The 22,752-nt window shown below is 66.6% G+C and carries 26 protein-coding genes; 14 read left to right on the top strand and 12 right to left on the bottom strand.

The genetic code is table 11. The features are described 5' to 3' along the window. The first annotated feature begins 26 nt into the window (after positions 1–26). From FOA17_RS15845 to lpxB, 5 genes are read left to right on the top strand one after another with little or no spacing between them, the layout of a single operon-like run. Positions 27–632 carry an OmpH/Skp family outer membrane protein gene (locus tag FOA17_RS15845; RefSeq protein WP_162528282.1) on the top strand — a complete coding sequence of 202 codons (606 nt, stop codon included), beginning with the start codon at positions 27–29 and terminating at the stop codon, positions 630–632. Between the two features lie 44 nt (positions 633–676). Beyond that, on the top strand, positions 677–1,138 hold the full coding sequence (gene fabZ / locus FOA17_RS15840; RefSeq protein WP_149142480.1) for a 3-hydroxyacyl-ACP dehydratase FabZ: 462 nt from the start codon (positions 677–679) through the stop codon (positions 1,136–1,138). Positions 1,139–1,142: 4 nt separating this feature from the next. Continuing rightward, complete coding sequence (lpxA, locus tag FOA17_RS15835) at positions 1,143–1,931, top strand: acyl-ACP--UDP-N-acetylglucosamine O-acyltransferase (protein ID WP_149142479.1); 789 nt, start codon at positions 1,143–1,145, stop codon at positions 1,929–1,931. Next, a complete protein-coding gene (locus FOA17_RS15830) occupies positions 1,928–2,731 on the top strand; it encodes an LpxI family protein (RefSeq protein WP_149142478.1) in 804 nt (267 codons plus the stop codon). Before lpxA ends, FOA17_RS15830 begins: the two co-directional genes overlap by 4 nt. Then, the gene (lpxB, locus tag FOA17_RS15825) at positions 2,728–3,852 is read left to right on the top strand and encodes a lipid-A-disaccharide synthase (protein WP_149142477.1); all 1,125 of its coding nucleotides are present in this window, start codon (positions 2,728–2,730) and stop codon (positions 3,850–3,852) included. Before FOA17_RS15830 ends, lpxB begins: the two co-directional genes overlap by 4 nt. A gap of 31 nt (positions 3,853–3,883) precedes the next feature. Here lpxB and mnmA read toward each other — a convergent pair whose 3' ends face one another. Further along, positions 3,884–5,020 carry a tRNA 2-thiouridine(34) synthase MnmA gene (mnmA, locus tag FOA17_RS15820; RefSeq protein ID WP_149142476.1) on the bottom strand — a complete coding sequence of 379 codons (1,137 nt, stop codon included), beginning with the start codon at positions 5,018–5,020 and terminating at the stop codon, positions 3,884–3,886. Positions 5,021–5,173: 153 nt separating this feature from the next. Between mnmA and sciP the strand changes: the two genes are divergently transcribed. The 5 genes from sciP to FOA17_RS20330 all read left to right on the top strand — a co-directional run bounded on the left by sciP (position 5,174) and on the right by FOA17_RS20330 (position 10,918). Further along, positions 5,174–5,452, top strand: coding sequence for a CtrA inhibitor SciP (gene sciP, locus FOA17_RS15815; RefSeq protein WP_149142475.1), 279 nt, complete (start codon positions 5,174–5,176; stop codon positions 5,450–5,452). A gap of 94 nt (positions 5,453–5,546) precedes the next feature. Next, positions 5,547–6,260 carry a response regulator transcription factor CtrA gene (gene ctrA / locus FOA17_RS15810; protein WP_149142474.1) on the top strand — a complete coding sequence of 238 codons (714 nt, stop codon included), beginning with the start codon at positions 5,547–5,549 and terminating at the stop codon, positions 6,258–6,260. A 54-nt stretch (positions 6,261–6,314) separates the two neighbouring features. After that, a complete protein-coding gene (ligA, locus tag FOA17_RS15805; RefSeq protein ID WP_149142473.1) occupies positions 6,315–8,561 on the top strand; it encodes an NAD-dependent DNA ligase LigA in 2,247 nt (748 codons plus the stop codon). Next, complete coding sequence (recG, locus tag FOA17_RS15800) at positions 8,561–10,645, top strand: ATP-dependent DNA helicase RecG (protein WP_149142472.1); 2,085 nt, start codon at positions 8,561–8,563, stop codon at positions 10,643–10,645. Before ligA ends, recG begins: the two co-directional genes overlap by 1 nt. 150 nt (positions 10,646–10,795) lie before the next feature. Then, positions 10,796–10,918 carry a hypothetical protein gene (locus tag FOA17_RS20330; protein ID WP_275260147.1) on the top strand — a complete coding sequence of 41 codons (123 nt, stop codon included), beginning with the start codon at positions 10,796–10,798 and terminating at the stop codon, positions 10,916–10,918. Between the two features lie 136 nt (positions 10,919–11,054). On the opposite strand, the gene FOA17_RS15795 is transcribed toward FOA17_RS20330, so the two are convergent. After that, positions 11,055–11,492: an iron-sulfur cluster assembly scaffold protein gene (locus FOA17_RS15795; RefSeq protein WP_149142471.1), complete on the bottom strand. Its 438-nt coding sequence runs from the start codon at positions 11,490–11,492 to the stop codon at positions 11,055–11,057. 65 nt (positions 11,493–11,557) lie between these two features. On the opposite strand from FOA17_RS15795, the gene hisI reads away from it, so the two are divergent. Beyond that, positions 11,558–11,917 carry a phosphoribosyl-AMP cyclohydrolase gene (gene hisI / locus FOA17_RS15790; RefSeq protein WP_149142470.1) on the top strand — a complete coding sequence of 120 codons (360 nt, stop codon included), beginning with the start codon at positions 11,558–11,560 and terminating at the stop codon, positions 11,915–11,917. Here the strand turns inward: hisI and FOA17_RS15785 are convergent. The 4 genes from FOA17_RS15785 to rpsF form a co-directional block, all read right to left on the bottom strand. Further along, positions 11,895–12,923 (bottom strand): nucleotidyltransferase family protein, encoded by a 1,029-nt coding sequence (locus FOA17_RS15785; protein ID WP_149142469.1) that lies wholly within the window; start codon positions 12,921–12,923, stop codon positions 11,895–11,897. The two genes, hisI and FOA17_RS15785, sit on opposite strands and share 23 nt — an antisense overlap. A gap of 134 nt (positions 12,924–13,057) precedes the next feature. Continuing rightward, a complete protein-coding gene (gene rplI, locus FOA17_RS15780; RefSeq protein ID WP_149142468.1) occupies positions 13,058–13,627 on the bottom strand; it encodes a 50S ribosomal protein L9 in 570 nt (189 codons plus the stop codon). Between the two features lie 11 nt (positions 13,628–13,638). Further along, a complete protein-coding gene (gene rpsR, locus FOA17_RS15775) occupies positions 13,639–13,866 on the bottom strand; it encodes a 30S ribosomal protein S18 (protein ID WP_023666208.1) in 228 nt (75 codons plus the stop codon). Positions 13,867–13,890: 24 nt separating this feature from the next. Next, positions 13,891–14,304: a 30S ribosomal protein S6 gene (rpsF, locus tag FOA17_RS15770; protein WP_149142467.1), complete on the bottom strand. Its 414-nt coding sequence runs from the start codon at positions 14,302–14,304 to the stop codon at positions 13,891–13,893. Positions 14,305–14,595: 291 nt separating this feature from the next. On the opposite strand from rpsF, the gene FOA17_RS15765 reads away from it, so the two are divergent. Then, positions 14,596–16,323: an OmpA family protein gene (locus tag FOA17_RS15765; RefSeq protein WP_149142466.1), complete on the top strand. Its 1,728-nt coding sequence runs from the start codon at positions 14,596–14,598 to the stop codon at positions 16,321–16,323. A gap of 78 nt (positions 16,324–16,401) precedes the next feature. On the opposite strand, the gene infC is transcribed toward FOA17_RS15765, so the two are convergent. Next, complete coding sequence (infC, locus tag FOA17_RS15760; RefSeq protein ID WP_238991850.1) at positions 16,402–16,890, bottom strand: translation initiation factor IF-3; 489 nt, start codon at positions 16,888–16,890, stop codon at positions 16,402–16,404. A gap of 271 nt (positions 16,891–17,161) precedes the next feature. Between infC and FOA17_RS19780 the strand changes: the two genes are divergently transcribed. After that, a complete protein-coding gene (locus FOA17_RS19780; RefSeq protein ID WP_162528280.1) occupies positions 17,162–17,962 on the top strand; it encodes a translation initiation factor 3 in 801 nt (266 codons plus the stop codon). An 84-nt stretch (positions 17,963–18,046) separates the two neighbouring features. Here the strand turns inward: FOA17_RS19780 and FOA17_RS15750 are convergent, their stop codons facing one another. From FOA17_RS15750 to FOA17_RS15730, 5 genes are read right to left on the bottom strand one after another with little or no spacing between them, the layout of a single operon-like run. Further along, on the bottom strand, positions 18,047–18,871 hold the full coding sequence (locus FOA17_RS15750) for a ferredoxin--NADP reductase (RefSeq protein ID WP_149142465.1): 825 nt from the start codon (positions 18,869–18,871) through the stop codon (positions 18,047–18,049). 51 nt (positions 18,872–18,922) lie between these two features. Next, positions 18,923–19,324, bottom strand: a complete 402-nt coding sequence (locus FOA17_RS15745) for a DUF934 domain-containing protein (RefSeq protein ID WP_149142464.1) — start codon at positions 19,322–19,324, stop codon at positions 18,923–18,925. Continuing rightward, positions 19,321–20,082: a phosphoadenylyl-sulfate reductase gene (locus FOA17_RS15740; RefSeq protein ID WP_149142463.1), complete on the bottom strand. Its 762-nt coding sequence runs from the start codon at positions 20,080–20,082 to the stop codon at positions 19,321–19,323. The genes FOA17_RS15745 and FOA17_RS15740 overlap by 4 nt, the downstream gene beginning before the upstream one ends. Then, positions 20,072–21,742 carry a nitrite/sulfite reductase gene (locus FOA17_RS15735; protein ID WP_149142462.1) on the bottom strand — a complete coding sequence of 557 codons (1,671 nt, stop codon included), beginning with the start codon at positions 21,740–21,742 and terminating at the stop codon, positions 20,072–20,074. Before FOA17_RS15735 ends, FOA17_RS15740 begins: the two co-directional genes overlap by 11 nt. 25 nt (positions 21,743–21,767) lie before the next feature. After that, a complete protein-coding gene (locus FOA17_RS15730) occupies positions 21,768–22,067 on the bottom strand; it encodes a DUF2849 domain-containing protein (protein WP_149142461.1) in 300 nt (99 codons plus the stop codon). Positions 22,068–22,218: 151 nt separating this feature from the next. Between FOA17_RS15730 and FOA17_RS15725 the strand changes: the two genes are divergently transcribed. Next, positions 22,219–22,680, top strand: coding sequence for an Lrp/AsnC family transcriptional regulator (locus tag FOA17_RS15725; RefSeq protein WP_149142460.1), 462 nt, complete (start codon positions 22,219–22,221; stop codon positions 22,678–22,680). Positions 22,681–22,752: the final 72 nt, after the last annotated feature.

Raw genomic sequence — 22,752 nt, 5'->3', positions numbered from 1 at the left:
TGGGCGGGCCGGGCATAGCACGCCCGATGGCGCGGCGCGGGGCGGGGGCCGGACTGGCCCTTGCGCTGCTGCTTGTGGCATGGGCAGCCCCGGCGCAGACCGGCGCCGAGCCGGCGGGGCCGGCGGTCGCGCCGCGTGTCTTTTCGCAGATCGCCGTCATCGCGCGCGAGGAGCTGTTTTCCCGCACCGCCTTTGGCAAGGCCATGGCCGCCCGCGCCGAGGCCGAGCGGGACCGGCTGCTGGCCGAGAACCAGCGGCTTGATGCCGCGCTGGAGGCCGAGGAGCGCGACCTGACCGCCCGCCGCGCCACCATGCCCGCCACCGATTTCAGGACCGCCGCCGCCGCCTTTGACGAAAAGGTGCATGGCATCCGCGCCGCACAGGATGCCAAGGCCCGCGATCTGGCGCGCCAGACCGACGAGGACCGACAGACCTTTGCCCGCACCGCGACGCCTGTCCTGGCCGATCTGATGGCCGAGCTGGGCGCCGCGGTCCTGCTGGACAAGGCAAGCGTCGTGCTGTCGCTGGAGGCCGTCGATATCACCGACCGTGCGATTGCGCGGATTGACGCGGTGCTGGGCGATGGCAGTCAGCCGCCCGCCGACCCGCCATCCCCCGCGCCGCAACCCTGACCATCCCGCTGCCACAGAAGCAGCCCCGAAACCCGGAGATCCCGATGACCGACGCCGCCCCGCAATTCGCCGATATCGCGCTGATCCAGCGCATCCTGCCCCACCGCTACCCCTTTCTGCTGGTGGACAAGGTGCGCGACATCTACGTCAATGAAAGCTGCGTCGGCATCAAGAATGTCACCATGAACGAGCCGCAATTCACCGGGCATTTCCCCGGCATGCCGGTCTTTCCCGGTGTGATGATCATCGAGGCGATGGCGCAGACCTCGGGCATTCTGGTGGGCCTGTCGATGGATCTGGTGGACAAGAACGCCAATGTCTTCTTCATGGGCGTGGACAAGGTGAAGTTCCGCCGCAAGGTGGTGCCGGGCGACGTGCTGGAACTGCATGTCAAGGCGGTGCGCGGCGGTGGCCGGGTCTGGAAATTCGAGGGCCGCGCCATGGTGGGCGACGAGCTGGCCTGCGAGGCCGAATTCATGGCCATGTTTGACGTGCCCAAGGCCTGATGCGATGACAGCCCCGCGCATTCATCCGATGGCCGTGGTCGAACCCGGGGCCCAGATCGGCCCGGGCTGCGAGATCGGTCCCTTTGCCGTGATCGGCCCCGAGGTCACGCTCGGCGCCGGCGTGGTGGTCAAGCCTCATGGCGTGGTCACTGGCTGGACCGAGATCGGCGACGAGACGGTGATCTTTCCCGGCGCCGTGGTGGGCGAGGTGCCGCAAGACCTCAAGTTCCGGGGCGAGCGGACGCGCCTGACCGTCGGCCGGCGCTGCAAGATCCGCGAGGGCGCCACGCTCAATACCGGCACCGAGGGCGGCGGCGGGCTGACCTCGGTTGGCGACGATGTGCTGATGATGACCGGCAGCCATGTCGGCCATGACGCGATTGTCGGCAATCGCGTGGTGCTGGCCAATCAGGCCGCCATCGCCGGCCATTGCCATATCGGCGATGACGTGATCGTGGGCGGCCTGTCGGGCGTGCATCAATGGGTGCGCGTGGGGCGCGGCGCGATCATCGGCGCGGTGACCATGGTCACCAATGACGTGGTGCCCTATGGGTTGGTGCAGGGCCCGCGCGGTGTGCTGGACGGGCTGAACCTTGTCGGGCTCAAGCGCCGCGGGGTGGAACGGTCGGAGATCACCGCGCTGCGCGCCGCCTATCAGATGCTGGCCCAGGGCGAGGGCTCGTTCCTCGACCGCGCGCGCCGTCTGGCCGAGGAAACCGACAGCGACCATGTGCGCGAGATGACGGATTTCATCCTCTCCGCCTCGGATCGCAGCTTTCTGACCCCGAAATGAGCCGCACCGCGATCATTGCCGGCGCCGGGCGACTGCCGGCCGCGCTGGCCGCCGCGCTGGAGGCGCCGCTGGTCTGCGCGCTTGATGGCTTTGCGCCCGAGGGGCTGGCGGTCGATCAGATGTTCCGGGTCGAGCGGCTGGTGCCGTTCCTGCACGCGCTGGAGGATGCGGGCGTGACGCGCGTGGTCTTTGCCGGCGCGGTGCAGCGGCCCCGGCTTGACCCGTCGCTGTTCGACCCGGGCACGGCGCAGATGGTGCCGCGCCTGCTGGCGGCGATGCAGGCGGGCGACGATGCGACGCTGCGCGAGGTGATCGCGATTTTCGAGGAGGCGGGGTTTGCCGTGGTCGGCGCGCAGGACGTGGCGCCCGATCTGGTGCCGGGGCCGGGCGTGCTGTGTGGTGCGCCCTCGGCGGCGGATGAGCGCGACGCAGCGCGCGCGGCGGCCATTGTCGCGGCGCTTGGCGCGGTGGATGTGGGGCAGGGTGCGGTGGTGGCGCAGGGCCTGTGTCTGGCGGTCGAGACGCTACCGGGCACCGATGCGATGCTGGACTGGGTGGCGCAGACCGCCCGCCGCCCCGACCCCGCCGGGGCGCGCGGCGTGTTCTACAAGGCGCCCAAGCCCGGTCAGGATCGCCGCATCGACCTGCCGACGCTGGGGCCGGCGACGCTGGCCCGCGCCCATGCCGCCGGTCTGGCGGGCATCGCCTTTGAGGCCGGCGGGGTGATCCTGCTGGACCGCGCCGCCATGGTGGCCGAGGCCGCGCGGCTGGGCCTGTTTCTCTGGGCGCGTGAGCCGTGAAGCTGTTTCTTGTCGCCGGGGAGCCCTCGGGCGACCGTCTGGGCGCCGCCTTGATGGCCGGGCTGAAGACGCTGGCGCCGGGGGTCCGCTTTACCGGCGTCGGCGGGCCGCTGATGCAGGCCGAGGGCATGGAGAGCCTGTTCCCGATGGAGGAGCTTTCGGTGATGGGCATCGCCGAGGTGCTGCCGAAGTATTTCCACCTCAAGCGCCGCATCCGCGAAACCGCCGCCGCCATGCTGGAGAGCGGCGCAGAGGCGCTGATCACCATCGACAGCCCGGATTTCTGCCTGCGCGTGGCGCGGATCGTCAAGGCCGCGCGGCCTGACCTGCGGACGATCCACTATGTCGCGCCCTCGGTCTGGGCCTGGCGGCCCGGGCGGGCGGGGCGCATGGCCGAGGTGATCGACCATGTGCTTGCCATCCTGCCTTTTGAGCCGCCCTATATGACCGCCGTCGGGATGAGCTGCGATTTCGTCGGGCATCCGGTGGTGGCCGAACCGCTGGCCAGCCCGGCGGAACGCGCCGCCTTTGCCGGGCCGGGGCCGCTGATCCTGGCGCTGCCCGGATCGCGCCGGGGCGAGGTCAGCCGGCTGGCGCCGGTGCTGGGGCAGGTGATGGCCGAGGTGAAGGCCGCCCATCCGGCGGCGCGGGTGGTCTTGCCCACGCTGCGGGGCGTTGCCGATCTGGTGCGCGACCTGACGGCGGGTTGGCCGATCGCGCCGCAGATCGTGACCGATCCGGGCGCCAAGCGCGGCGCCTTCGCGGCGGCCGATGCGGCGCTGGCGGCCTCGGGCACGGTGTCGCTGGAACTGGCGGCGAATGGCTGTCCGATGGTCATCGCCTATCGGCTGCATCCGGTCAGTTTCTGGCTGATGCGGCGGGCGGCGCGGATCGACACGGTGACGCTGGTCAATCTGGTGTCCGAAACGCGGGCGGTGCCAGAGTTTCTGGGGCCGGATTGCACGGCCGGGCGCATTGCGCCGGCGCTGCTCGATCTGCTGGCACCGGGGCCGAAGCGCGCGGCGCAAGAGGTGGCAATGGCGCTGACGATGCAGCGTCTGGGCCAGGGGGGCACCCCGCCGGGCCTGCGCGCGGCGGCCTCGGTTCTGGCGGCGCTGTAGCGATTTTTCGACGAAAAATCGGGCGCCGGGGTCAGCGGCCGCGCCAGATCCAGCCGCCGCCCAGGATGCGGCTGCCTTCGGGGGCGTAGAAGACGCAGGCCTGACCGGCGCTGATCCCGTCTTCGGGATCGAGCAGTTCGACCTCTGCCTCGGTGGCCGAGATCGGCCGGATCACCGCCGGGCGTGGCGGCCGGGTGGAGCGGACCTTGACCTTGACCTGCCATTCGCCCTGGCTGTCAAACGCAGCGTCGCCCAGCCAGTTCACCTCGCGCAGCGGCACGGTGCGGGTGGAAAGCGCCTCTTTCGGGCCGACGATGACCTGCCGGCTTTCGGGGTCGAGCCGCACGACATAGATCGGTTCGCCCAGACCGCCGATGCCCAGCCCCTTGCGCTGGCCGATCGTGTAATGGATCACGCCGCGATGCGTGCCGACGACCTGGCCCGCCAGATCGACGATCTCGCCCGGTTCCGCCGCGCCGGGGCGCAGCTTTTCGATCACCGCGGCGTAATTTCCGTTCGGGACAAAGCAGATGTCCTGGCTGTCGGGCTTGTCGGCCACCGGCAGCCCGTATTTGGCGGCCAGTGCCCGGGTCTCGGCCTTGGACACCAGGTGGCCCAGCGGAAAGCGCAGGTAATCGAGCTGTTCCGGCGTGGTGGAGAACAGGAAATAGCTCTGGTCGCGGTTGGGATCGGCCGCGCAATGCAGTTCCGCCCCCGCAGCCCCCATCTTGCGCTGGATGTAATGGCCCGTCGCCATGCAATCGGCGTCCAGATCGCGGGCGGTGGCCAGCAGGTCCTTGAACTTCACCCGCTCATTGCAGCGGATGCAGGGCACCGGGGTCGCGCCCGCCAGATAGGCATCGGCGAATTCCTCGATCACCGCCTCGCGGAAGGTGTTTTCGTAATCCAGCACATAATGCGGAAAGCCCATGGTTTCGGCCACGCGGCGGGCATCGTGAATGTCGCGGCCCGCGCAGCAGGCGCCCTTTTTCGCCAGTGCCGCGCCGTGATCATAGAGCTGGAGCGTGACGCCCACCACGTCATAGCCCTCGTCCTTCAGCACCGCCGCCACGACGGAACTGTCCACGCCGCCCGACATGGCGACGACAACGCGGGTTTCGGACGGGGGCTTGGGCAGCCCCAGCGAGTTCAATGGCCGGTCGAGCATGATCTGGATCCAGGGCCGCGCGCTGCGGCAATTCTCCGGCAATATAGGAAAATGCTGCGCACTCTCAAGATGCGGCTTCACCCTTGCTTAAGCCAGATTGCCGAAACTTCACGAGGAAACGCAGGGGTCGGACAGCCGACGAAAGGGGTGGTGATGTATCTCAAACGTGTGGATGGGCCGCGGCAGGTGACCTTGCCGGACGGTTCGGTGCTGAGCCGGGCGGATTTGCCGCCCGAGGATACGACCCGATGGGTCGCCTCGCGCAAGGCGGTGGTGGTCAAGGCGGTGATCCATGGCCTGATCACCGAAAGCGAGGCGATGGAGCGCTATGCGCTGTCGGAGGAGGAGTTCACGCTGTGGCGCGCCGCGGTGGAGCGTCATGGCGAAAAAGCCCTGAAAGTGACGGCAATTCAGAAGTATCGACAACTTTAGATTGTTTTCCGCGTTCGCTATGCCACAGTAACCTGTGGTTAACCATTGGCCGCCAGTATGATTAACGACATGGGCGCTGAAGCGGAGACCTGGAATGCGCATTCTGCTGGTGGAGGATGATCCCACGACCTCGCGCAGTATCGAACTGATGCTGACGCATGCCAATCTGAACGTCTATTGCACCGATCTGGGCGAGGACGGGATCGACCTGGCAAAGCTGTATGATTACGACCTGATCCTGCTCGATCTCAATCTGCCGGACATGAGCGGGCATGAGGTGTTGCGGCAGTTGCGCCTGGCGCGGATCGACACGCCGATCCTGATCCTGTCCGGGTCCGACGATACCGACAGCAAGCTGAAGGGATTCGGTTTTGGTGCGGATGATTACCTGACCAAGCCCTTCCACCGCGAGGAACTGGTCGCGCGCATCCATGCGATCATCCGCCGGTCCAAGGGGCATTCGCAATCGGTGATCCGCACGGGGCGGGTATGCGTCAATCTGGATGCCAAGACGGTGGATGTGGATGGCAAGACCGTGCATCTGACCGGCAAGGAATATCAGATGCTGGAACTGCTGAGCCTGCGCAAGGGCACCACGCTGACCAAGGAGATGTTTCTCAATCACCTTTACGGCGGAATGGATGAGCCGGAACTGAAGATCATCGACGTCTTCATCTGCAAGCTGCGCAAGAAGCTGGCCGAGGCGACGGGCGGCCAGAACCATATCGAGACGGTCTGGGGCCGTGGCTATGTGTTGCGTGACCCGACTCCGGCCGATCTGGACCGCCGTCTCGCCATGGGGGCGTGATCGCTTTACCTCTTGCCCCGCCTCTCCTACATCTGGGGCAAAGGGGAGGGGCGCATGACCGAGACGACGCCGGTGACCGAGCTGACCGAGACCGAGGCGCAGGCCGAGCTGGCGCGCCTTGCGGCTGCGATCGCGCGCGCCAATATCGCCTATCACCGCGATGATGCGCCCGAGATCAGCGACGCCGCCTATGATGCGCTGAAACAGCGCAATGCCGCGATCGAGGCGCGGTTTCCGGGGCTGAAGCGGGGCGACAGCCCGACCGAACAGGTCGGTGCGGCGGTGGCCGAAGGTTTTGGCAAGATCCGCCACGAACAGCGGATGCTGAGCCTGGAAAACGGCTTTGACGACAGCGATGTGACCGATTTCGTGGCCCGCATCCGCAGCTATCTGGGCCATGAGGGCGATCTGGCCTTCACGGCAGAGCCCAAGATCGACGGCCTGTCGCTGTCGCTGCGCTATGAGGATGGATTTCTGGTGCAGGCCGCGACTCGCGGCGATGGCGAAACCGGCGAGAATGTGACCGAGAATGCCCGCACCATCGCGGATATTCCCCAGACCCTGACCGGCGCGCCCGCGCTGCTGGAGGTGCGGGGCGAGGTTTTCATGAGCCATGCCGATTTCGCCGCGATCAACAGTCGCGCGTCGGCGGCGGGCGACAAGACCTTTGCCAATCCGCGCAATGCCGCGGCCGGCAGCTTGCGGCAGCTGGACCCGGCGATCACCCGCGCCCGCCCGCTGCGCTTCTTTGCCTATGCCTGGGGCGCGCTGTCCGAACCGCTGGCCGCGACGCAATTCGAGGCCATCGCCCGGCTTGGCGCGCTTGGTTTCCAGACCAACCCCTTGACCCGGCTTTGTGCCAATGTGACCGAATTGCTCGATCAGTATCGCCGAATCGAGGCGCAGCGTGCCACGCTGGGCTATGATATCGACGGCGTGGTCTACAAGGTGAACGACCTTGGCCTGCAACGCCGGCTTGGTTTCCGCGCGGCTACGCCCCGCTGGGCAATCGCGCACAAGTTTCCGGCCGAACTGGCCTGGACGCGGCTGGAGGCGATCGACATTCAGGTGGGGCGCACCGGCGCGCTCAGCCCGGTGGCGCGGCTGGCCCCGGTGACGGTGGGCGGCGTCGTCGTCTCCAACGCGACGCTGCATAACGAGGATTACATCGCAGGCCGCGATTCCGCCGGCGCGCCGATCCGCGACGGCAAGGATATCCGCGTCGGTGACTGGGTGCAGGTCTATCGCGCCGGCGACGTGATCCCAAAGGTGGCCGATGTCGATCTGGCTCGCCGCCCGCCAGAGGCCGCGCGCTATGTTTTTCCCGAAACCTGCCCCGAATGCGGCAGCCCGGCCATCCGCGAGCCGGGCGATTCGGTGCGCCTTTGCACGGGCGGCTTGATCTGCCCGGCGCAGGCTATTGAAAAGTTGAAACATTTTGTCAGTCGCGGCGCCTTCGACATCGAAGGGCTGGGCGTGAAACAGATCGAGATGTTCTTCGCCGACAGCCTGCTGCCCGTGCGCGCGCCCGCAGACATCTTCACGCTTCAGGCGCGCGATGCGGGGAACCTCGCAAAACTCGCCAACCGCGACGGCTTTGGCAAACGCAGCGCCGAAAAGCTGTTTGCGGCCATTCATGACCGGCGCCGGATCGGGTTTGAACGCTTTCTGTTCAGCCTCGGCATCCGCCATCTGGGCGAGGTCGCGGCCAAGGATCTGGCGCGGCATTATGGCAGTTGGACAGCGCTGGCGGCGGCCATCGATGCGGCGCATCCAGCCGCGCTCTTGCATCTGAGGGCCGACGCGGCCGAGGCCGCCGAACGCGCTGCGGCGGCGCAGGCCGGGCGGCGCGCGGAGGTGGCGAAAACCCGCATGCAGATCATGGCGGAGGCCGCGCCGGAGGCGCGCGCGGCATGGGAAGAAATGCTGTCGATCGAAGGGGTTGGTGCGGTTTTGGCCTCGTCGCTGGTCACCACGCTGGGCGCCGGCGGGCATGAACGTCAGGCGGTTGAGGATCTGGTGGCGCAATTGACCGAGATCACGCCGCCCGAGGCGCGGGCGACGCAAAGCCCGGTCGCCGGCCTGACCGTGGTCTTTACCGGCACGCTGGAAAAGATGACCCGGGCCGAGGCCAAGGCGCGGGCCGAGGCGCTTGGTGCCAAGGTCGCGGGCTCGGTCAGTGCCAAGACCGATCTGGTGGTTGCGGGGCCGGGGGCGGGCTCCAAGGCGAAACAGGCCGAGGCGCTTGGTGTGCGGATCATCGACGAAGACGCCTGGATCGCGCTGGCGGGCGAGGCCTGATGAGCCGCCCGTCCGCGCTGTTCTCGCTGTTTGCCGATCTGGAAACGCTGGAAGGCGTGGGGCCCAAGACCGCGCGGGCCATGGCGGGGCTGGGGGTGGAGCGGCCGCGCGACCTGTTGTTTTTGTTGCCACATTCCGGCATCGACCGGAGCCGCCGTGCCTCGCTGCGCGAGGTGACGCCGCCCTGTGTGGCGACGGTAGAGGTGGTGGTGGGCGGTCATTTTCCGCCGAAATCGCGCGGACGGCCCTATCGCATCGCGGTGCGCGATGCGGCGCTGGAATTTCACCTCGTATTTTTTCACGCGCGCGGCGATTACCTGACCAAGCTGTTGCCGACGGGCGCGCGGCGGGTGGTGTCCGGCAAGGTGGAGCTGTTCGACGGCGTGGCGCAGATGGTCCATCCCGATCATGTCCTGCCGCCCGATGAGGCCGCCGACCTGCCGGATTACGAGCCGGTCTATCCGCTGGTGGCCGGCGTCACGCAGCGCGGGCTGGGCAAGGCGGTGCAGGGCGCACTGGCGCGGCTGCCCGATCTGGCGGAGTGGATCGACGGGCCGCTGAAGGCGCGTGAGGGCTGGCCCGACTGGGCCGAGGCGCTGCGCGCCGCGCATGCGCCGCAGGGCGCGGTCGATCTGGCGCCGACCGCGCCGGCGCGGCAGCGGCTGGCCTATGACGAGCTGTTCGCGCATCAGATCACGCTGGCGCTTGCCCGGCGCAATACCCGGCGCGGCAAGGGTCGGCCGAGTGTCGGGACCGGAGTCCTGCAAGGTCTGGTGTTGTCTGCACTGCCCTATGCGGCGACCGGCGCGCAGCGCCGCGCGGTGGCCGAGATCGCCGCCGACATGGCCGGGCCGCAGCGGATGAACCGGCTGCTTCAGGGCGATGTCGGTGCCGGCAAGACGCTGGTTGCCTTTCTGGCGCTGCTGGTCGCGGTGGAGGCGGGCGGGCAGGGCGTGATGATGGCGCCGACCGAGATATTGGCGCGACAGCATCTGGAGGGGCTGCGGCCGCTGGCCGAAACCGCCGGCATCCGGCTGGAGATCCTGACCGGGCGCGACAAGGGGGCCGACCGCGCTGCCAAGCTTGCGGCGCTGGCCGAGGGGCGGATCGACGTTTTGGTGGGCACCCATGCGGTGTTCCAGAAAGACGTGCTTTTCAATGACTTGCGCCTAGCCGTCGTGGATGAGCAGCACCGTTTCGGCGTGGCGCAGCGGATGGAGCTGGGCGCCAAGGGGGCGGCGGCGGATGTGCTGGTGATGACGGCGACGCCGATCCCGCGCAGTCTGGCGCTGGCCAGCTATGGCGACATGGATGTTTCGGTGCTGGACGAAAAGCCCCCCGGGCGCAAGCCGGTGAAAACGGTCCTGGTCACCACGCAGCGCATCGACGAGGTGGTGGCCCATCTGCGCAAGGCGCTGGCCGAGGGACGGCAGGCCTATTGGGTCTGCCCGCTGGTGGAGGAGAGCGAAACGCTTGATCTGGCCAGTGCCGAGGCGCGGTTCCAGCATCTGCGCGCGGCCCTGGGCGACCGGGTCGGGCTCGTGCATGGCCAGATGCCGCCCGCCGAAAAGGATGCCGCCATGGCGCGTTTCGTGGCGGGCGAGACGGCGGTTCTTGTGGCGACCACGGTGATCGAGGTGGGGGTGAACGTGCCCAATGCCTCGATCATGGTGATCGAGCGGGCCGAGATTTTCGGCCTTGCGCAATTGCACCAGCTGCGTGGCCGGGTCGGGCGTGGCGCGGCGCAATCGACCTGTCTGCTGATGTATCAGGCCCCCCTGAACGAGGGGGGCGAGCGGCGGCTGACCACGCTGCGCGACACCGAAGACGGTTTCCGTATCGCCGAGGAGGATCTGGCGATGCGCGGGGCGGGCGATCTGATCGGCACCGCGCAATCGGGCCTGCCGCGATTCCGAATCGCGGATCTGGAACGTCAGGCCGCCTTGATGGACATCGCGCAGTCCGACGCGCGGCGCCTGCTGGCCGATGACCCGGACCTGACTGGCCCGCGCGGGCAGGCGGTGCGCAATCTGCTATGGCTGCTGGATCAGGACCGGGCGATCCGGCTGATCTCGGTCGGCTAGGAAATTCAATCACTTGTGAACCTTGCTCTGAGGGAACCCCGGCGGCAGTTCGGGCGTTGTTCTCATGTGTTCCGAAATGTTCTGCAAAAGTTCTTTACATATCGTGAACGATATGAGAACAATGAGGCAACAAACACAGAGGAGGTTGCGATGCTGAAGGAAGTGAAAGCCATCTTCGCCCGGTCGTCCACGCTGCTGGAAGATGCCGTCGGCACCGCTGCCATCTTTGCGCTTTTGATCATCGGGCTGCATCTTCTGCCCGCATCTGTCTGATTTTGCCCGAGTTTCTGCCTGCGGTCTGACTTCGGCCCGCATCGACCCCAAGCGATGCCGCATCGCGTCACTGTCCCGACGCCGCCTGCCTTTCAGACACGCCACTGCCGCCGCGAGCCTGCTCGCGGCGGTTTTTTCATGCCGCGCCGGCGGCCTCCATCGCGGCGATCAGCGCATCGAGCGCCAGCAGGATCGAGGCATGGCGGTTGCGATAGTCGCGCGCCGCGATCAGCACCGCATAGCCGTCAAACGGTGCGTCAGGGGGGGGGCCGTTTTCGGCCAGCATGTCGGCCAGGGCTGCGCGGGCGGTGACCAGTTCCGCCCGGCTGCGGCCCGGTGCGACGGCGCCCAGCACGGCGGCCGAGGCCTGGCCAAGCGCGCAGGCGCGCACCTCTTGGGCGAATTCGGCCACGCGGCCATCACGCAGCACCACATCGGCGGTGATGGTCGAGCCGCAAAGCGGCGAGCGGCGGCTGGCGCTGCCTTGCGGGGCGGGCAGGCGGCCCAGATGCGGGATCTGCGCGGCCAGGGCCAGAAGCTGCCCGGAATAGAGTTTCACCAGATCGTCGCTCATGCTTTCCTCCGGGCGCGCAAGGGCCTAGATAAGCTGCCAAGCCGCGCTTTGCAAAGGAGCCGATCATGGCCTTCGACCCGACCCGCCTGAAATTCGATGCCAATGGCCTGATTCCGGCCATTGCGCAGGATCATGCCTCGGGCGAGGTGCTGATGATGGCCTGGATGAATGCCGAAAGCATCGCGCGCACGCTGGAGACCGGCAATGTGACCTATTGGTCGCGGTCGCGTCAGGCCTTCTGGGCCAAGGGCGAGACCTCGGGCCATGTGCAGCGGCTGGTGGAGTTGCGGATTGATTGCGACCGCGACTGCCTGCTGCTGAAGGTCACGCAGGAAGGCCCAGCCTGCCACACCAACCGGCGGTCCTGTTTCTACACGCTGGTCCAGGGCGATGCCGAAGTGATCACAGCCGATCCAATCTGCTGAGCCGGTCGGCCGTCGCGGGCATCCGCGCCAGGCTGCGGCCAAGATGGTCGCGCCATTTCGGGCCGCGCGACAGGGCGTCGGCATAGGCCTCGGCCAGCTCATCGGGGCGGTCTTCGGCCAGGGCCTCGATCAGGAAGGCGGCCTGACGGCGGTCTTTTTCGGACTTCAGCGCATCGGGCCCGCCGCGCCGCCGGTCGGCCACGATCAGCTTGTGGATGGCAAAGGCCTCGGGGCGCGGGATCTGGATCAGGATGCCGGAGCGATAGAGCAGCGCGGCGGGAATGGGATTTGCAATCAGATAGTTAAGGAAATGCAGCGACTGCGCCGAAATGCCGAGCGCGGGCAGGGGGCGGATGTCTTCGTCAGGGCGGAAGGACGGGGTGAGGAATTCGACCAGCGTATCCGAACGGGTCTGCTGCCAGCGCCAGACCGCATCGCGGTGCAGGCTCGGCACCGGGGCAAAATCCAGCTCCTGAAAGGTTTGCGCCAGTTGATCCTCGACCTGATCGCCAAGCGCCAGCGACAGGCGTTCGAACTGGGCGATATCCAGATCGCCGGTCTGCGCCGTATCGTCAAAGCTGTAGCGCAGCCCCAACTCTCCCTCATAGAGCCGGAAGGCATGGGTGCCGACAATCGTGCCACCCAGGCGGAACACACCAAGATCCGCCATGGCCTTGAGAATCGCGCCGAAACGCGCCTCGACCGGCAGGAAATCTTCGCCGCGCAGCAGCCGCACCAGGCGGGTGCGATGCGCGGCGCGGGCTTTTGCCTCAGCCTGCAAACGGGCGCGTTCGGCTAGGTCGGCGGCAAGTTCGGGGCTGTCCTCGCCGATATAGCGGCGGCGCACGGTGGTGCCGGTGCGGCGCGTCTCATACCAATAGGCGCGGCCATTGGCGCGGGATTCGCGCATCACCGACCCGCGGATTTCGGTGACGCGATCCGATTTCAGGCTGCGCAGCAGATCGTGATAGGCGCTGTGGGCGAGGGTGGAGTGACGCTCTGGCATGGCTCTGTACTACGTTTCAGGAAAGTGTAGTCCAGAATTTGTGTACTACACAAATTTATTTTGTAGTACACGGCGACCGCAAAGAAAAACCGCGCGAGGGTTGCCCCCCGCGCGGTCCTTGTCGGATCGGAAGATCACTCGTCCGAAGCGGCGGCGCCGACTTCGTCGAAGAGTTCCGCGATCTCGAACTCGGCCGCGGCTTCGGCTTCGGCCGCGAGTTCCTGGATCGACTTGCCCGAAGCTTGCAGTTCGGCTTCTTCGACCGAACGGGCGACGTTGATCGTGACGCGCACCGAAACCTCGGGGTGCAGCACGACGGTCACCGAATGCAGGCCCAGATCCTTGATCGGACGGTCCAGCACGACCTGGCCACGCGCCACGGTGAAACCGCCCTCGGTCGCGGCTTCCGCCACGTCACGGGTGGTGACCGAACCGTAGAGAGCGCCAGCGTCAGAAGCCGAGCGGATGACGATGAAGGCCTGACCGTCGAGCTTGGCGCCCACGGCTTCGGCTTCTTTCTTCGTCTCCAGGTTCTGGACTTCCAGCTGGGCCTTGCGGGCCTCGAAGCCTTTGATATTGGCTTCGGTGGCGCGCAGCGCCTTGCCTTGCGGCAGCAGGAAGTTGCGGCCGTAGCCGTCCTTCACCTTCACCACATCGCCCATCTGGCCCAGCTTGGCCACGCGCTCAAGAAGGATCACTTGCATGTCAGCTCTCCTTATTTCACGGCATAGGGCAGCAGGGCGAGGAAGCGGGCGCGCTTGATGGCCTGAGCCAGTTCACGCTGCTTCTTGGCCGAGACGGCGGTGATGCGCGACGGCACGATCTTGCCGCGCTCGCTGATGTAGCGTTGCAGCAGACGCACGTCCTTGTAGTCGATCGCCGGGGCATTGTCGCCCGAGAAGGGGCAAACCTTGCGGCGGCGGAAGAAGGGTTTGTTCGCCATGATGATGGTCCTTTCCCTGTCAGATCAACGACGACGGTCGCCGCCGAAGCTGCGCTCACGGCGTTCGCCGCGCTCGCCTTCCGGGCGGTCACCACGGTCGCCACGATCACGCTCGTCGCGCTTCTGCATCTGCACCGACGGGCCTTCGGCATGCGCATCGACCTTGATGGTCAGCACGCGCATCACGTCGTCATGCAGGCGCATCAGGCGTTCCATCTCCTGCACGGCAGCGGCGGGCGCGTCCGATTTCAGGAAGGCGTAATGGCCCTTGCGGTTCTTGTTGATCTTGTAGGCCATCGTCTTGACGCCCCAGTATTCGTGTTCAACGACCTTGCCGCCGTTGTCCGCGAGGACCGTGGTGAAATGTTCGATGAGACCTTCGGCCTGCGCGTTGGACAGATCCTGACGCGCGATCATGACATGCTCGTAAAGCGGCATGTAAGCTCCGTATCACAGGGCGCATTTCATAGGGCGGGCCTTTTCGCCTTCCGCGGCCCGTCCACGAGAGGCTGCGCCGGTTCATGGGTCATGCGGAAGGATGGGCGTCCTTAGACGAAAAGCCGCGGCCGGGCAAGGCATCATGCGGGGGCGGGGCGCAGGGCGTGGCCGATCTGCCGCTGAAATCGCCTGACAGGGCGATGTTATCGCTTATCCGCGCGGATTAGGGCTTCTGAGGGAACCAGACCGCCGCTGTGCGTTGTCTTGCATGATTCGCGAAAAGGAGCGGAAATGAGACGGATTTTCATCACCACGACGGCGCTGTCGATCGCGCTGACCTCCATCCCGCTGCCGCCGGCCAATGCGCAGGAGCGGGTGAGGATCGAGGGGCAGTCCGTGCTGTGTCTGCCCGACAAGACCACGAAATGCCCCAAGGGCGAGATCTGCGTCGTCGCCATTGACCCGAAGAATTGCGAGCGCAATGCCAAGCGCAAGCTGAACGCGCTGGAGGAAGCCCGCGCCGCCAAGGCTGCCGGCAAGGCCGCCGAGGAAAAACCCGCGAAACCCGCGAAACCGGCCAAGCCCGCCGCCAAACCCGCGGCCAAGCCGGTTGCGCCTCCGGGCGGGGGGCACTCGGATCAGCCCGATGCGGTGCAGCCCGCCGAAAAGCCCGTCCAGCCCTGGGCGCAGCCGGCTGCGAAACCCGCCAAGCCCGCGAAACCCGCCAAGCCGGCGGAAACGGCCAAGCCCGGCTTCTCGACCGATCAGCTTGTGGTCAAGGGCGGCATGCCGGTCGTCGTGCCGGCCGAGGGCGAGGCCCCGCCGCCGAAAGAGGCGGTCGATGCGCTCAGCGATCTGCTGACCACAGACAAGCCGTCGGCCAAGCCGGGGGCCAAACCCGGCGCGCAGACCGATCTTCAGTCGGGTGACCAGCCCGCCACGCCGCGCAAGCGCAAGAAGCCCGCGGCGGGCGATGTGCGCGCCGGCAAGACCGGCGATGGCGGGCAGGTGACCGAACGGGTGGTCACGAAATCCGACAGCCGCAGCTCGGACGAGGATTTCGACACCGCCGCCGCGACCTCGCAATCCGAAACGCAGGCCCGCAAGAAGCGCGGCGGTCTTTCGGATCTGGAAAAGGCCGGGCTGGTCGCGCTTGGCGCGCTGGCCGTGGGGGCGCTGCTCAAGAACGGCAATCGTGTCGTGTCGAACAGCGGCGACCGCGTCGTCGTCGATCAGGGCAACGGCAATCTGGTGGTCTACAAGGACGATGACACCCTGCTGCGCCAGCCGGGCAGCACGGTGCGCACCGAAACCTTCGCCGACGGGTCCAGCCGCAATATCGTCACCCGCGAGGATGGCGTGCAGATCATCACCGTGCGCGATGCCGCCGGGCGGGTGCTGCAACGGCTGCGCGTCGATCCGAACGGCCGCCAGACGCTGCTGATCGACGATCTCAGCCGCGAGGAGGAAGTGCCGGTCGATGTCAGCCGCCTGCCCGTTGCGCCGGAGGGGGGCTATACCGTCTCCACCTCGGGCAGCGATGCGGCGCTGCGGGCCGAGATGGCCAAGCTGCGCGCGGCCGAGGCGGGCCGGGCCTTCAGCCTGTCGCAGATCCGCGATCTGCAACGGGTGCGGGCGCTGGCGCCCACGATCGACGTGGCGCCGATCATGTTCGAGACCGGCTCGGCCGCGATCCAGCCCAGCGAGGCGCGCAAGCTTGACGAACTGGGGCGCTTCATGGCCGATCTGGTCGGGCAGAACCCGAGCGAGCTGTTCCTGATCGAGGGCCATACCGATGCCGTGGGCGGCGATGCCTACAACCTCGCGCTGTCGGACCGCCGGGCCGAAAGCGTGGCGCTGGCGCTGACCGAATATTTCGGCGTGCCGCCGGAAAACATGGTGGTGCAGGGCTATGGCGAAAGCGAGCTGCGCATCGCGACCGAGGCGGAAGAGCCGCGCAATCGCCGCGCCATGGTGCGGATGATCTCGCCGCTGATGGGGCAGTTGTCGATGAACTGACCCCGGGCGACGACCGGAACCTGAAATGCGAACGGGGGCCGCTGGCCCCCGTTTTCGTCTGTCTGTGATCTGGCGCTGTTATTTCGGCGCGATCATCATCACCATCTGCCGGCCTTCCAGCTTGGGCATGGATTCGACCTTGCCGGCTTCGGTCACATCGCCGGCGACACGGTTGAGCAGTTCAAGCCCGAGTTCCTGGTGCGCCATCTCGCGGCCGCGGAAGCGCAGGGTGATCTTCACCTTGTCGCCTTCGCCCAGGAATTTCAGCACGGCCTTCATCTTGACGTTGTAGTCATGATCGTCGGTGCCAGGGCGGAACTTGATTTCCTTGATCTCGATGATCTTCTGTTTCTTGCGGGCTTCGGCCTCGCGCTTCTGCTGTTCATACTTGAACTTGCCGAAGTCCATGATCTTGCAGACCGGCGGCTCCGCATTGGGCGAGATCTCGACCAGATCGAGCCCGGCCTCCTCGGCCATGGCCATCGCGCGCGACGGGGTCACGATGCCCACATTCTCGCCATCGGCGCCGATCAGGCGGATTTCAGGTGCGCGGATACGATCGTTCACACGGGGGCCCGTCTCGCGCTGCGGCGGGGCGTTGTGGGGTCTGCGGGCTATGGCCTTGATCCTTCTGCCATTGGAAACTGCGGGCGCAAAATAAGGCCCGCGGGCGCGCAGTTCAACCGGATTCGCCATGGCGCCGGCATTCGCGTGCCGGCTGATGCAGACTGCGGCAATTTCCCCGCGGGAAAATCGGTCTTGCCCCTTTCAATCGCCGGTTCGGCCTGCCATTTCAAGGCCAGCGCGTGTTGAGACGCGGCAGGTAAGGAGTTTTCCCATGAACAGCAAGGTCATCATCGGCGGTGTCGTGATCGCGGCGGCGGCTGCCGGCTATTATCTCTTTGGCCAGAACGGCGCCGAAGTCGCGAAAGAGGCGACCGAGGCCGCGACCCAGGCTGCGGATACCGCGACCCAGGCCGCCGAAACCGCCGTGACCCAGGCCGCCACCGCGACCGAGGCCGCCGCCGATGCCGCCGCCGGCGCGGGTGAGGCTGCCGTTCAGGCCGCGACCGAGGCGACCGCCGCCGCCGGTGCCGCCGCGACCGAGGCCGCCCAGGCCGCGACCGAGGCCGCCGGCGCCGCCACCGAAGCCGCCACGCAAGCGGTGGAGCAGGCGGCCAGCACCGCCACCGCCGCCGCGACCGAGGCGGTGACCGATGCCGCCGCCGCCGCGACCGAAGCCGCGCAGACCGCCGGTGACGCGGCCTCTGCCGCCGCCGATGCCGCCGGCGATGCCGCCGTGGCCGCGACCGAGGCTGCCGGCGACGCCGCCGCCCAGGTGACGGCCGATGTGACCCAGGCCGCGACCGAGGCCGCCAATACCGCCACCGAAGCCGCGGGCGATGCCGCGACCGCCGCCGCCGATACCGCCGCCGCGGTGACCGAAGCCGCCTCCGACACCATGTCGGCGCTGGATCCGGCGCATTTCGACCCGGCCAAGATCACCGGCCTGATCGACGCCTCGGCGCTGGACGATGGCACCAAGGCCGCGCTGAAAGCCGCGGTCGATGGCGCGGCCAAGAACCCCTCGCTGGTCGAGGCCGCGGTCAAGCAGGTGAAAGCCGCGCTTGGCATGTAAGGCGTGAAACAGGAAACGCCGCGAGGAAACTCGCGGCGTTTTCTTTTGTATCAGGCTCTTGCGGGGCGATCTTGATGTAACGGATCAGACGCCGTCGCCGACAAAGGCCTTTTCCACCACATATTCGCGCGGTTCGGAATTGGCGCCTTCACGCAGGCCGAAGCTTTCCAGCACCGCCATCACATCCTTGTTGAAGGCCAGGCTGCCGCAGACCATGGCGCGGTCATGTACCGGGTCCATCGGCGCCAGGCCCAGATCGGCAAAGACCTTGCCCGAAGTCAGGTTGTCGGTGATCCGGCCGGTGTGATGGAACTCTTCGCGCGTGGTCGTGGGGTAGTATTTCAGCTTGCCCGCCACCATCTCGCCGATCAGCGGATCGTCCTGCAACCCTCCCACCAGTTGCCGGCCATATTCCAGCTCGGCCACGGTGCGACAGGTGTGCATCATCACCACCTCGTCGTATTTCTCATAGGTCTCCGGGTCGCGCATCAGGCTGGCAAAGGGCGCGATGCCGGTGCCGGTGGCCAGGAACCACACCCGCTTGCCCGGCAGCAGCGCGTCATGCACCAGCGTGCCCACGGGTTTCGGGCGCAGGATGATCTCGTCGCCCGGCTGGATATGTTGCAGCCGCGAGGTCAGCGGGCCGTCCGGCACCTTGATCGAATAGAATTCCAGCTCCTCGTCCCAATTGGGCGAGGCGATGGAATAGGCGCGCAGCAGGGGTTTGCCATTGTCGCCCAGCAGGCCGATCATCACAAACTCGCCCGAGCGGAAGCGCAGGGTCTGCGGGCGGCTCACGCGGAAGGAAAACAGGGCATCGGTCCAGTGCTTCACCGACAGCACGGTTTGCGCATCGGGCAGGTGGACCTTGGTCGCGGCGGTATCGGACACGGGTTTTTGCTCGGTCATGGAATATCGATTCCTGAATATGTCACGCAGAGGGGCAGGGAAAGCCCGAAATCAGGCGCGCAGCCGCGACTGATAGTCATGGGCACGCCAGTCGGCGCGGAATTTCCACTGCTCTTCGGGCTGGCGGGCGGCCAGGGCATCGGGGATCTCGACCGAATCGAACCCCACCCGGCGGGCCATGCCGTATTGATCGGCGATGACAGGGCCAAGCGCGCGCAATTCGCCCGCATAGCCCATCATCCGCAGCCGCCGCGCCACGGTAAAGGCGCGGCCGTCGTTGAAGGCCGGAAAGGAAACCCGGATCAGTGCGATGCCATCCAGCTGGCCCTCCAGCACCGACGGGTCGTCGGTATGGGCGATGTCCAGTGCGGTGGCGCCGGCGCGGGCGTCGAGGCCGGGGTTCTGGCTGTCGGCGACGGGGGTGAAGCCGGTATCGGTGACGATCACGCTCATGCCGCGTTCTCCTCGGAAATCGGGCCGCGCACGGCCTTGCCGTTGATGAAATGGATGCCGCATTCGGTCTTGGCGCTGCCACGCCAGCGACCGGCACGCGGATCCTCGCCGGGTTTCACCGGGCTGGTGCAGGGGGCGCATCCGATGGAAGGATAGCCCTTGGCCACCAGCGGATGCCGGGGCAGGCGGTTGTTGACGATATATTCCTCAAGATCCTCGCGGCCCCAATGGGCCAGCGGATTGACCTTGATGCGCGTCTCGCCCTCGGCCTCGAAGAAGTCCACCTCTTGCCGCGTGGCCCCCTGATAGCGCTTGCGCCCGGTGATCCAGCCGTCGAAATCCTTCAGCGCGCGTTCCAGCGGTTCCACCTTGCGGATGGCGCAGCAGGCATCGGTGTTGAACTGATGCAGCGTGCCGTCGGGATCGTCGAATTCGACCTTTTTCGGATGCGCCCGGATGGTGCGGATATCGCAGAGCGCCAGCTTTTCGGCCAGCTCGCGCTGATAGTCGAGGGTTTCCTGAAACAGCATCCGCGTATCGACGAACAGCACCGGGGTTTCCGGCGCGATGACCGAAACGAGGTGCAACAGCACCACCGATTCCGCCCCGAACGACGACACCAGCGCCACGCGTCCCAGATCGGGGTCGCTCAGTGCGCGTTCCAGCACGGCGGTCGCGCCGTGATGGCGATAGCGGGCATTCAGCGCGGCGACCCGTTCGGCCACCGTGCCGATCGGCCCGGATGTGTCACGCGGCATCCCGTGTTCCTTCCGCCGGATATAGGGCCGCCTTGAAGGGCGGCAGGCCGACCCGGCGATAGGCCTGAAGGAAGGTTTCCTCCGGTCCCTCGCGCAGCGCCAGATAGGCCGCGACGATGCGCTCGATCGCGGGCACGATCTCGTCATAGGCAAAGCCGGGGCCGGCGCGTTCGCCGATCACCGCATCTTCGGTGCCATCGCCGCCCAGGGTGATCTGGTAATTCTCCACCCCGGCGCGGTCCAGCCCCAGAATGCCGATATGGCCGACATGATGATGGCCGCAGGCATTGATGCAGCCCGAGATCTTGATCTTGAGCGGCCCGACATCGTGTTCCAGCTTCAGGTCGTTGAAGCGACTGGCGATTTCCTGCGCGACGGGGATCGCGCGGGCGGTGGCCAGCGCGCAGTAATCCATGCCGGGGCAGGCGATGATGTCAGAGATCAGCCCGACATTGGCGGTGCCAAGCCCGGCCTGCATCAGCGCGGCATGCACCGCCGGCAGGTCCGATTTGTGGACATGCGGCAGGATGACGTTCTGTTCGTGGCTCACGCGCAGCTCGTCATGGCCGTAACGCTCGGCCAGATCGGCCATGACGCGCATCTGGTCGGCGGTGGCGTCGCCCGGGGTCTGGCCATGTGCCTTGAGGCTGATGGTGACGATGGCATATTGATCGTTGCGATGCGCCGCCAGGTTGGTATCGGCCCAGGCGCGGAACACCGGATCGGCCTTGTAGAAGGCGTCATAGGCATCGACCGGCGCATTGCGGAAGGCGGGCGGCGCGAAAGCGGCGCGGATATCGGCCAGCAGCGCCTGATCGTTGCCGCCAAACAGCGGCCGCAGCTCGGCAAAGCGGGCCTCGATCATCTCGGTGATCGCCTCCTTGCCGGTCTCGTGCAGGGTGATCTTGATGCGCGCCTTGTATTTGTTGTCGCGCCGGCCCAGCGTGTTGTAGACGCTCAGCACCGCCTCGACATAGGGCAGCAGATCCTCGACCGGCAGGAAGTCGCGGACGGTCATCGCCACCATCGGAGTGCGGCCCAGACCGCCGCCCACCAGCACCTGAAAGCCGGTCTCGCCCGCAGCATTCTTCACGATGCGCAGCCCGATATCATGCGCGGCCGTCACGGCACGGTCATTCGGCGCGCCGGTGATGGCGATCTTGAACTTGCGCGGCAGGAACTGGAATTCCGGGTGGTCGGTGGACCATTGGCGCAGCAGTTCCGCATAGGGGCGCGGATCCTCGATCTCGTCCGCCGCGGCGGCTGCGAAATGATCCGAGGTCACGTTGCGCACGCAATTGCCGCTGGTCTGGATCGCGTGCATCCCCACATCGGCCAGCGCCGCCAGCATCCTGGGCACGTCGGGCAGTTTGGGCCAGTTGAACTGGATGTTCTGCCGCGTGGTGAAGTGGCCATAGCCCTTGTCCCAGGTCTGGGCGATATGGGCCAGTTGCCGCATCTGGCGCGGGTTCAGCGTGCCATAGGGAATGGCCACGCGCAGCATATAGGCGTGCAGTTGCAGATAGAGCCCGTTCATCAGCCGCAGCGGACGGAATTCGTCCTCGGTCAGGCTGCCGTCGATGCGGCGCGCGACCTGCTGGGTGAATTGCGCCACGCGGGCGCGCACGAAGGCTTCGTCGAATTCGGAATAGCTGTACATGCCTGGCTCTGCGCTGCGCGGTGGTTCAGATCAGCTCGGCCTGCTTGCCGAGAAAATAGTTCGACGGGCCACGGGTGCGGAACACCTCGCGGAAATGGGTGGGCTCGGGGCCGGCCTGGCCGGTCTGCGCATCGGCGAGATAGGCGCCGACCACGATATTGCCCTGCGCCACCGCATGCGCGAGCCGCATCTGGGCCTGCGCCTCGTCGGCGATCAGCTCCGCCTCGTCATGGCGGCGGGTCCAGCGGTTGTCGGCGGTCAGATAGACGACATCGCCCTCGATGAGCGCGTTGGCGGTCACGACTTTGGGGGTGAAGCGGGCCATGGCAACTCCTGCGGCTTTTTCCGGCGGAAATTCTGCCTATCATATAGGACATTTTCCCGGATTCTGACCAGATACCCCTTGCAGATAAGGAAATATGTTCCATTCTGCCGGGGAAGTGGAACAGGGTTCCCGAGTGAGAGGGGAAAACGGAATGACGGCCCGGCTGGACGAGATGGATCGGAAAATCCTTGCGGAACTGCAAGAGGATTCTGCCCAATCGCTCGATGAAATCGCCCGCAAGGTGGGGTCGTCCAAGACCCCGGTCTGGAATCGGATCAAGCGGATGAAGGAAACCGGGGTGATCACCCGGCAGACCGCGGTGCTGGACCCCGAGGCGCTTGGGCTGGAGGCGTGTTTCTTCGTGCTGATCCGCACCTCGGAACACGAGGCCGACTGGCAGCGCCGCTTTTTGCAAACCCTGCGCGACCGGCCCGAAGTGCTGGAGGCGCACCGCCTGGCGGGCGATATCGACTATATCCTGAAGGTGCGGGTCAAGAACGCCCGCGCCTATGACCAGTTCTATCAGGCGCTGATCGCGCAGGTGAAGATCCACAATGTGACGGCGCTTCTGTCGATGGAGGAGATCAAATCCACCACGGCGCTGCCGCTGTAGACCGGGCAGGGGGGCTGTCTGCCCCCCAAGGCCCTGCGGGCCTTCCCCCCGAGGATATTTTTGAACAGATGA

This window comes from Gemmobacter caeruleus (genome assembly GCF_008271655.1).
GTDB classification, from domain to species: domain Bacteria; phylum Pseudomonadota; class Alphaproteobacteria; order Rhodobacterales; family Rhodobacteraceae; genus Gemmobacter; species Gemmobacter caeruleus.
Note: the sequence above shows the minus strand (reverse complement) of the source record. Positions and strands in the feature narration are given on the sequence as shown.

Coding starts and splice junctions, on each gene's coding strand:
- FOA17_RS19780 (WP_162528280.1), top strand. CDS start 17,162: ATGAACAGCAAGGTCATCATCGGCGGTGTCGTGATCGCGGCGGCGGCT.
- mnmA (WP_149142476.1), bottom strand. CDS start 5,020: ATGCTCGACCGGCCATTGAACTCGCTGGGGCTGCCCAAGCCCCCGTCC.
- rpsR (WP_023666208.1), bottom strand. CDS start 13,866: ATGGCGAACAAACCCTTCTTCCGCCGCCGCAAGGTTTGCCCCTTCTCG.
- ctrA (WP_149142474.1), top strand. CDS start 5,547: ATGCGCATTCTGCTGGTGGAGGATGATCCCACGACCTCGCGCAGTATC.
- ligA (WP_149142473.1), top strand. CDS start 6,315: ATGACCGAGACGACGCCGGTGACCGAGCTGACCGAGACCGAGGCGCAG.
- FOA17_RS15785 (WP_149142469.1), bottom strand. CDS start 12,923: ATGCCAGAGCGTCACTCCACCCTCGCCCACAGCGCCTATCACGATCTG.
- FOA17_RS15765 (WP_149142466.1), top strand. CDS start 14,596: ATGAGACGGATTTTCATCACCACGACGGCGCTGTCGATCGCGCTGACC.
- FOA17_RS20330 (WP_275260147.1), top strand. CDS start 10,796: ATGCTGAAGGAAGTGAAAGCCATCTTCGCCCGGTCGTCCACGCTGCTG.
- FOA17_RS15845 (WP_162528282.1), top strand. CDS start 27: ATGGCGCGGCGCGGGGCGGGGGCCGGACTGGCCCTTGCGCTGCTGCTT.
- FOA17_RS15795 (WP_149142471.1), bottom strand. CDS start 11,492: ATGAGCGACGATCTGGTGAAACTCTATTCCGGGCAGCTTCTGGCCCTG.
- FOA17_RS15740 (WP_149142463.1), bottom strand. CDS start 20,082: ATGCCGCGTGACACATCCGGGCCGATCGGCACGGTGGCCGAACGGGTC.
- FOA17_RS15730 (WP_149142461.1), bottom strand. CDS start 22,067: ATGGCCCGCTTCACCCCCAAAGTCGTGACCGCCAACGCGCTCATCGAG.
- lpxA (WP_149142479.1), top strand. CDS start 1,143: ATGACAGCCCCGCGCATTCATCCGATGGCCGTGGTCGAACCCGGGGCC.
- fabZ (WP_149142480.1), top strand. CDS start 677: ATGACCGACGCCGCCCCGCAATTCGCCGATATCGCGCTGATCCAGCGC.
- FOA17_RS15735 (WP_149142462.1), bottom strand. CDS start 21,742: ATGTACAGCTATTCCGAATTCGACGAAGCCTTCGTGCGCGCCCGCGTG.
- FOA17_RS15725 (WP_149142460.1), top strand. CDS start 22,219: ATGACGGCCCGGCTGGACGAGATGGATCGGAAAATCCTTGCGGAACTG.
- rplI (WP_149142468.1), bottom strand. CDS start 13,627: ATGCAAGTGATCCTTCTTGAGCGCGTGGCCAAGCTGGGCCAGATGGGC.
- FOA17_RS15745 (WP_149142464.1), bottom strand. CDS start 19,324: ATGAGCGTGATCGTCACCGATACCGGCTTCACCCCCGTCGCCGACAGC.
- recG (WP_149142472.1), top strand. CDS start 8,561: ATGAGCCGCCCGTCCGCGCTGTTCTCGCTGTTTGCCGATCTGGAAACG.
- FOA17_RS15830 (WP_149142478.1), top strand. CDS start 1,928: ATGAGCCGCACCGCGATCATTGCCGGCGCCGGGCGACTGCCGGCCGCG.
- FOA17_RS15750 (WP_149142465.1), bottom strand. CDS start 18,871: ATGACCGAGCAAAAACCCGTGTCCGATACCGCCGCGACCAAGGTCCAC.
- sciP (WP_149142475.1), top strand. CDS start 5,174: ATGTATCTCAAACGTGTGGATGGGCCGCGGCAGGTGACCTTGCCGGAC.
- hisI (WP_149142470.1), top strand. CDS start 11,558: ATGGCCTTCGACCCGACCCGCCTGAAATTCGATGCCAATGGCCTGATT.
- rpsF (WP_149142467.1), bottom strand. CDS start 14,304: ATGCCGCTTTACGAGCATGTCATGATCGCGCGTCAGGATCTGTCCAAC.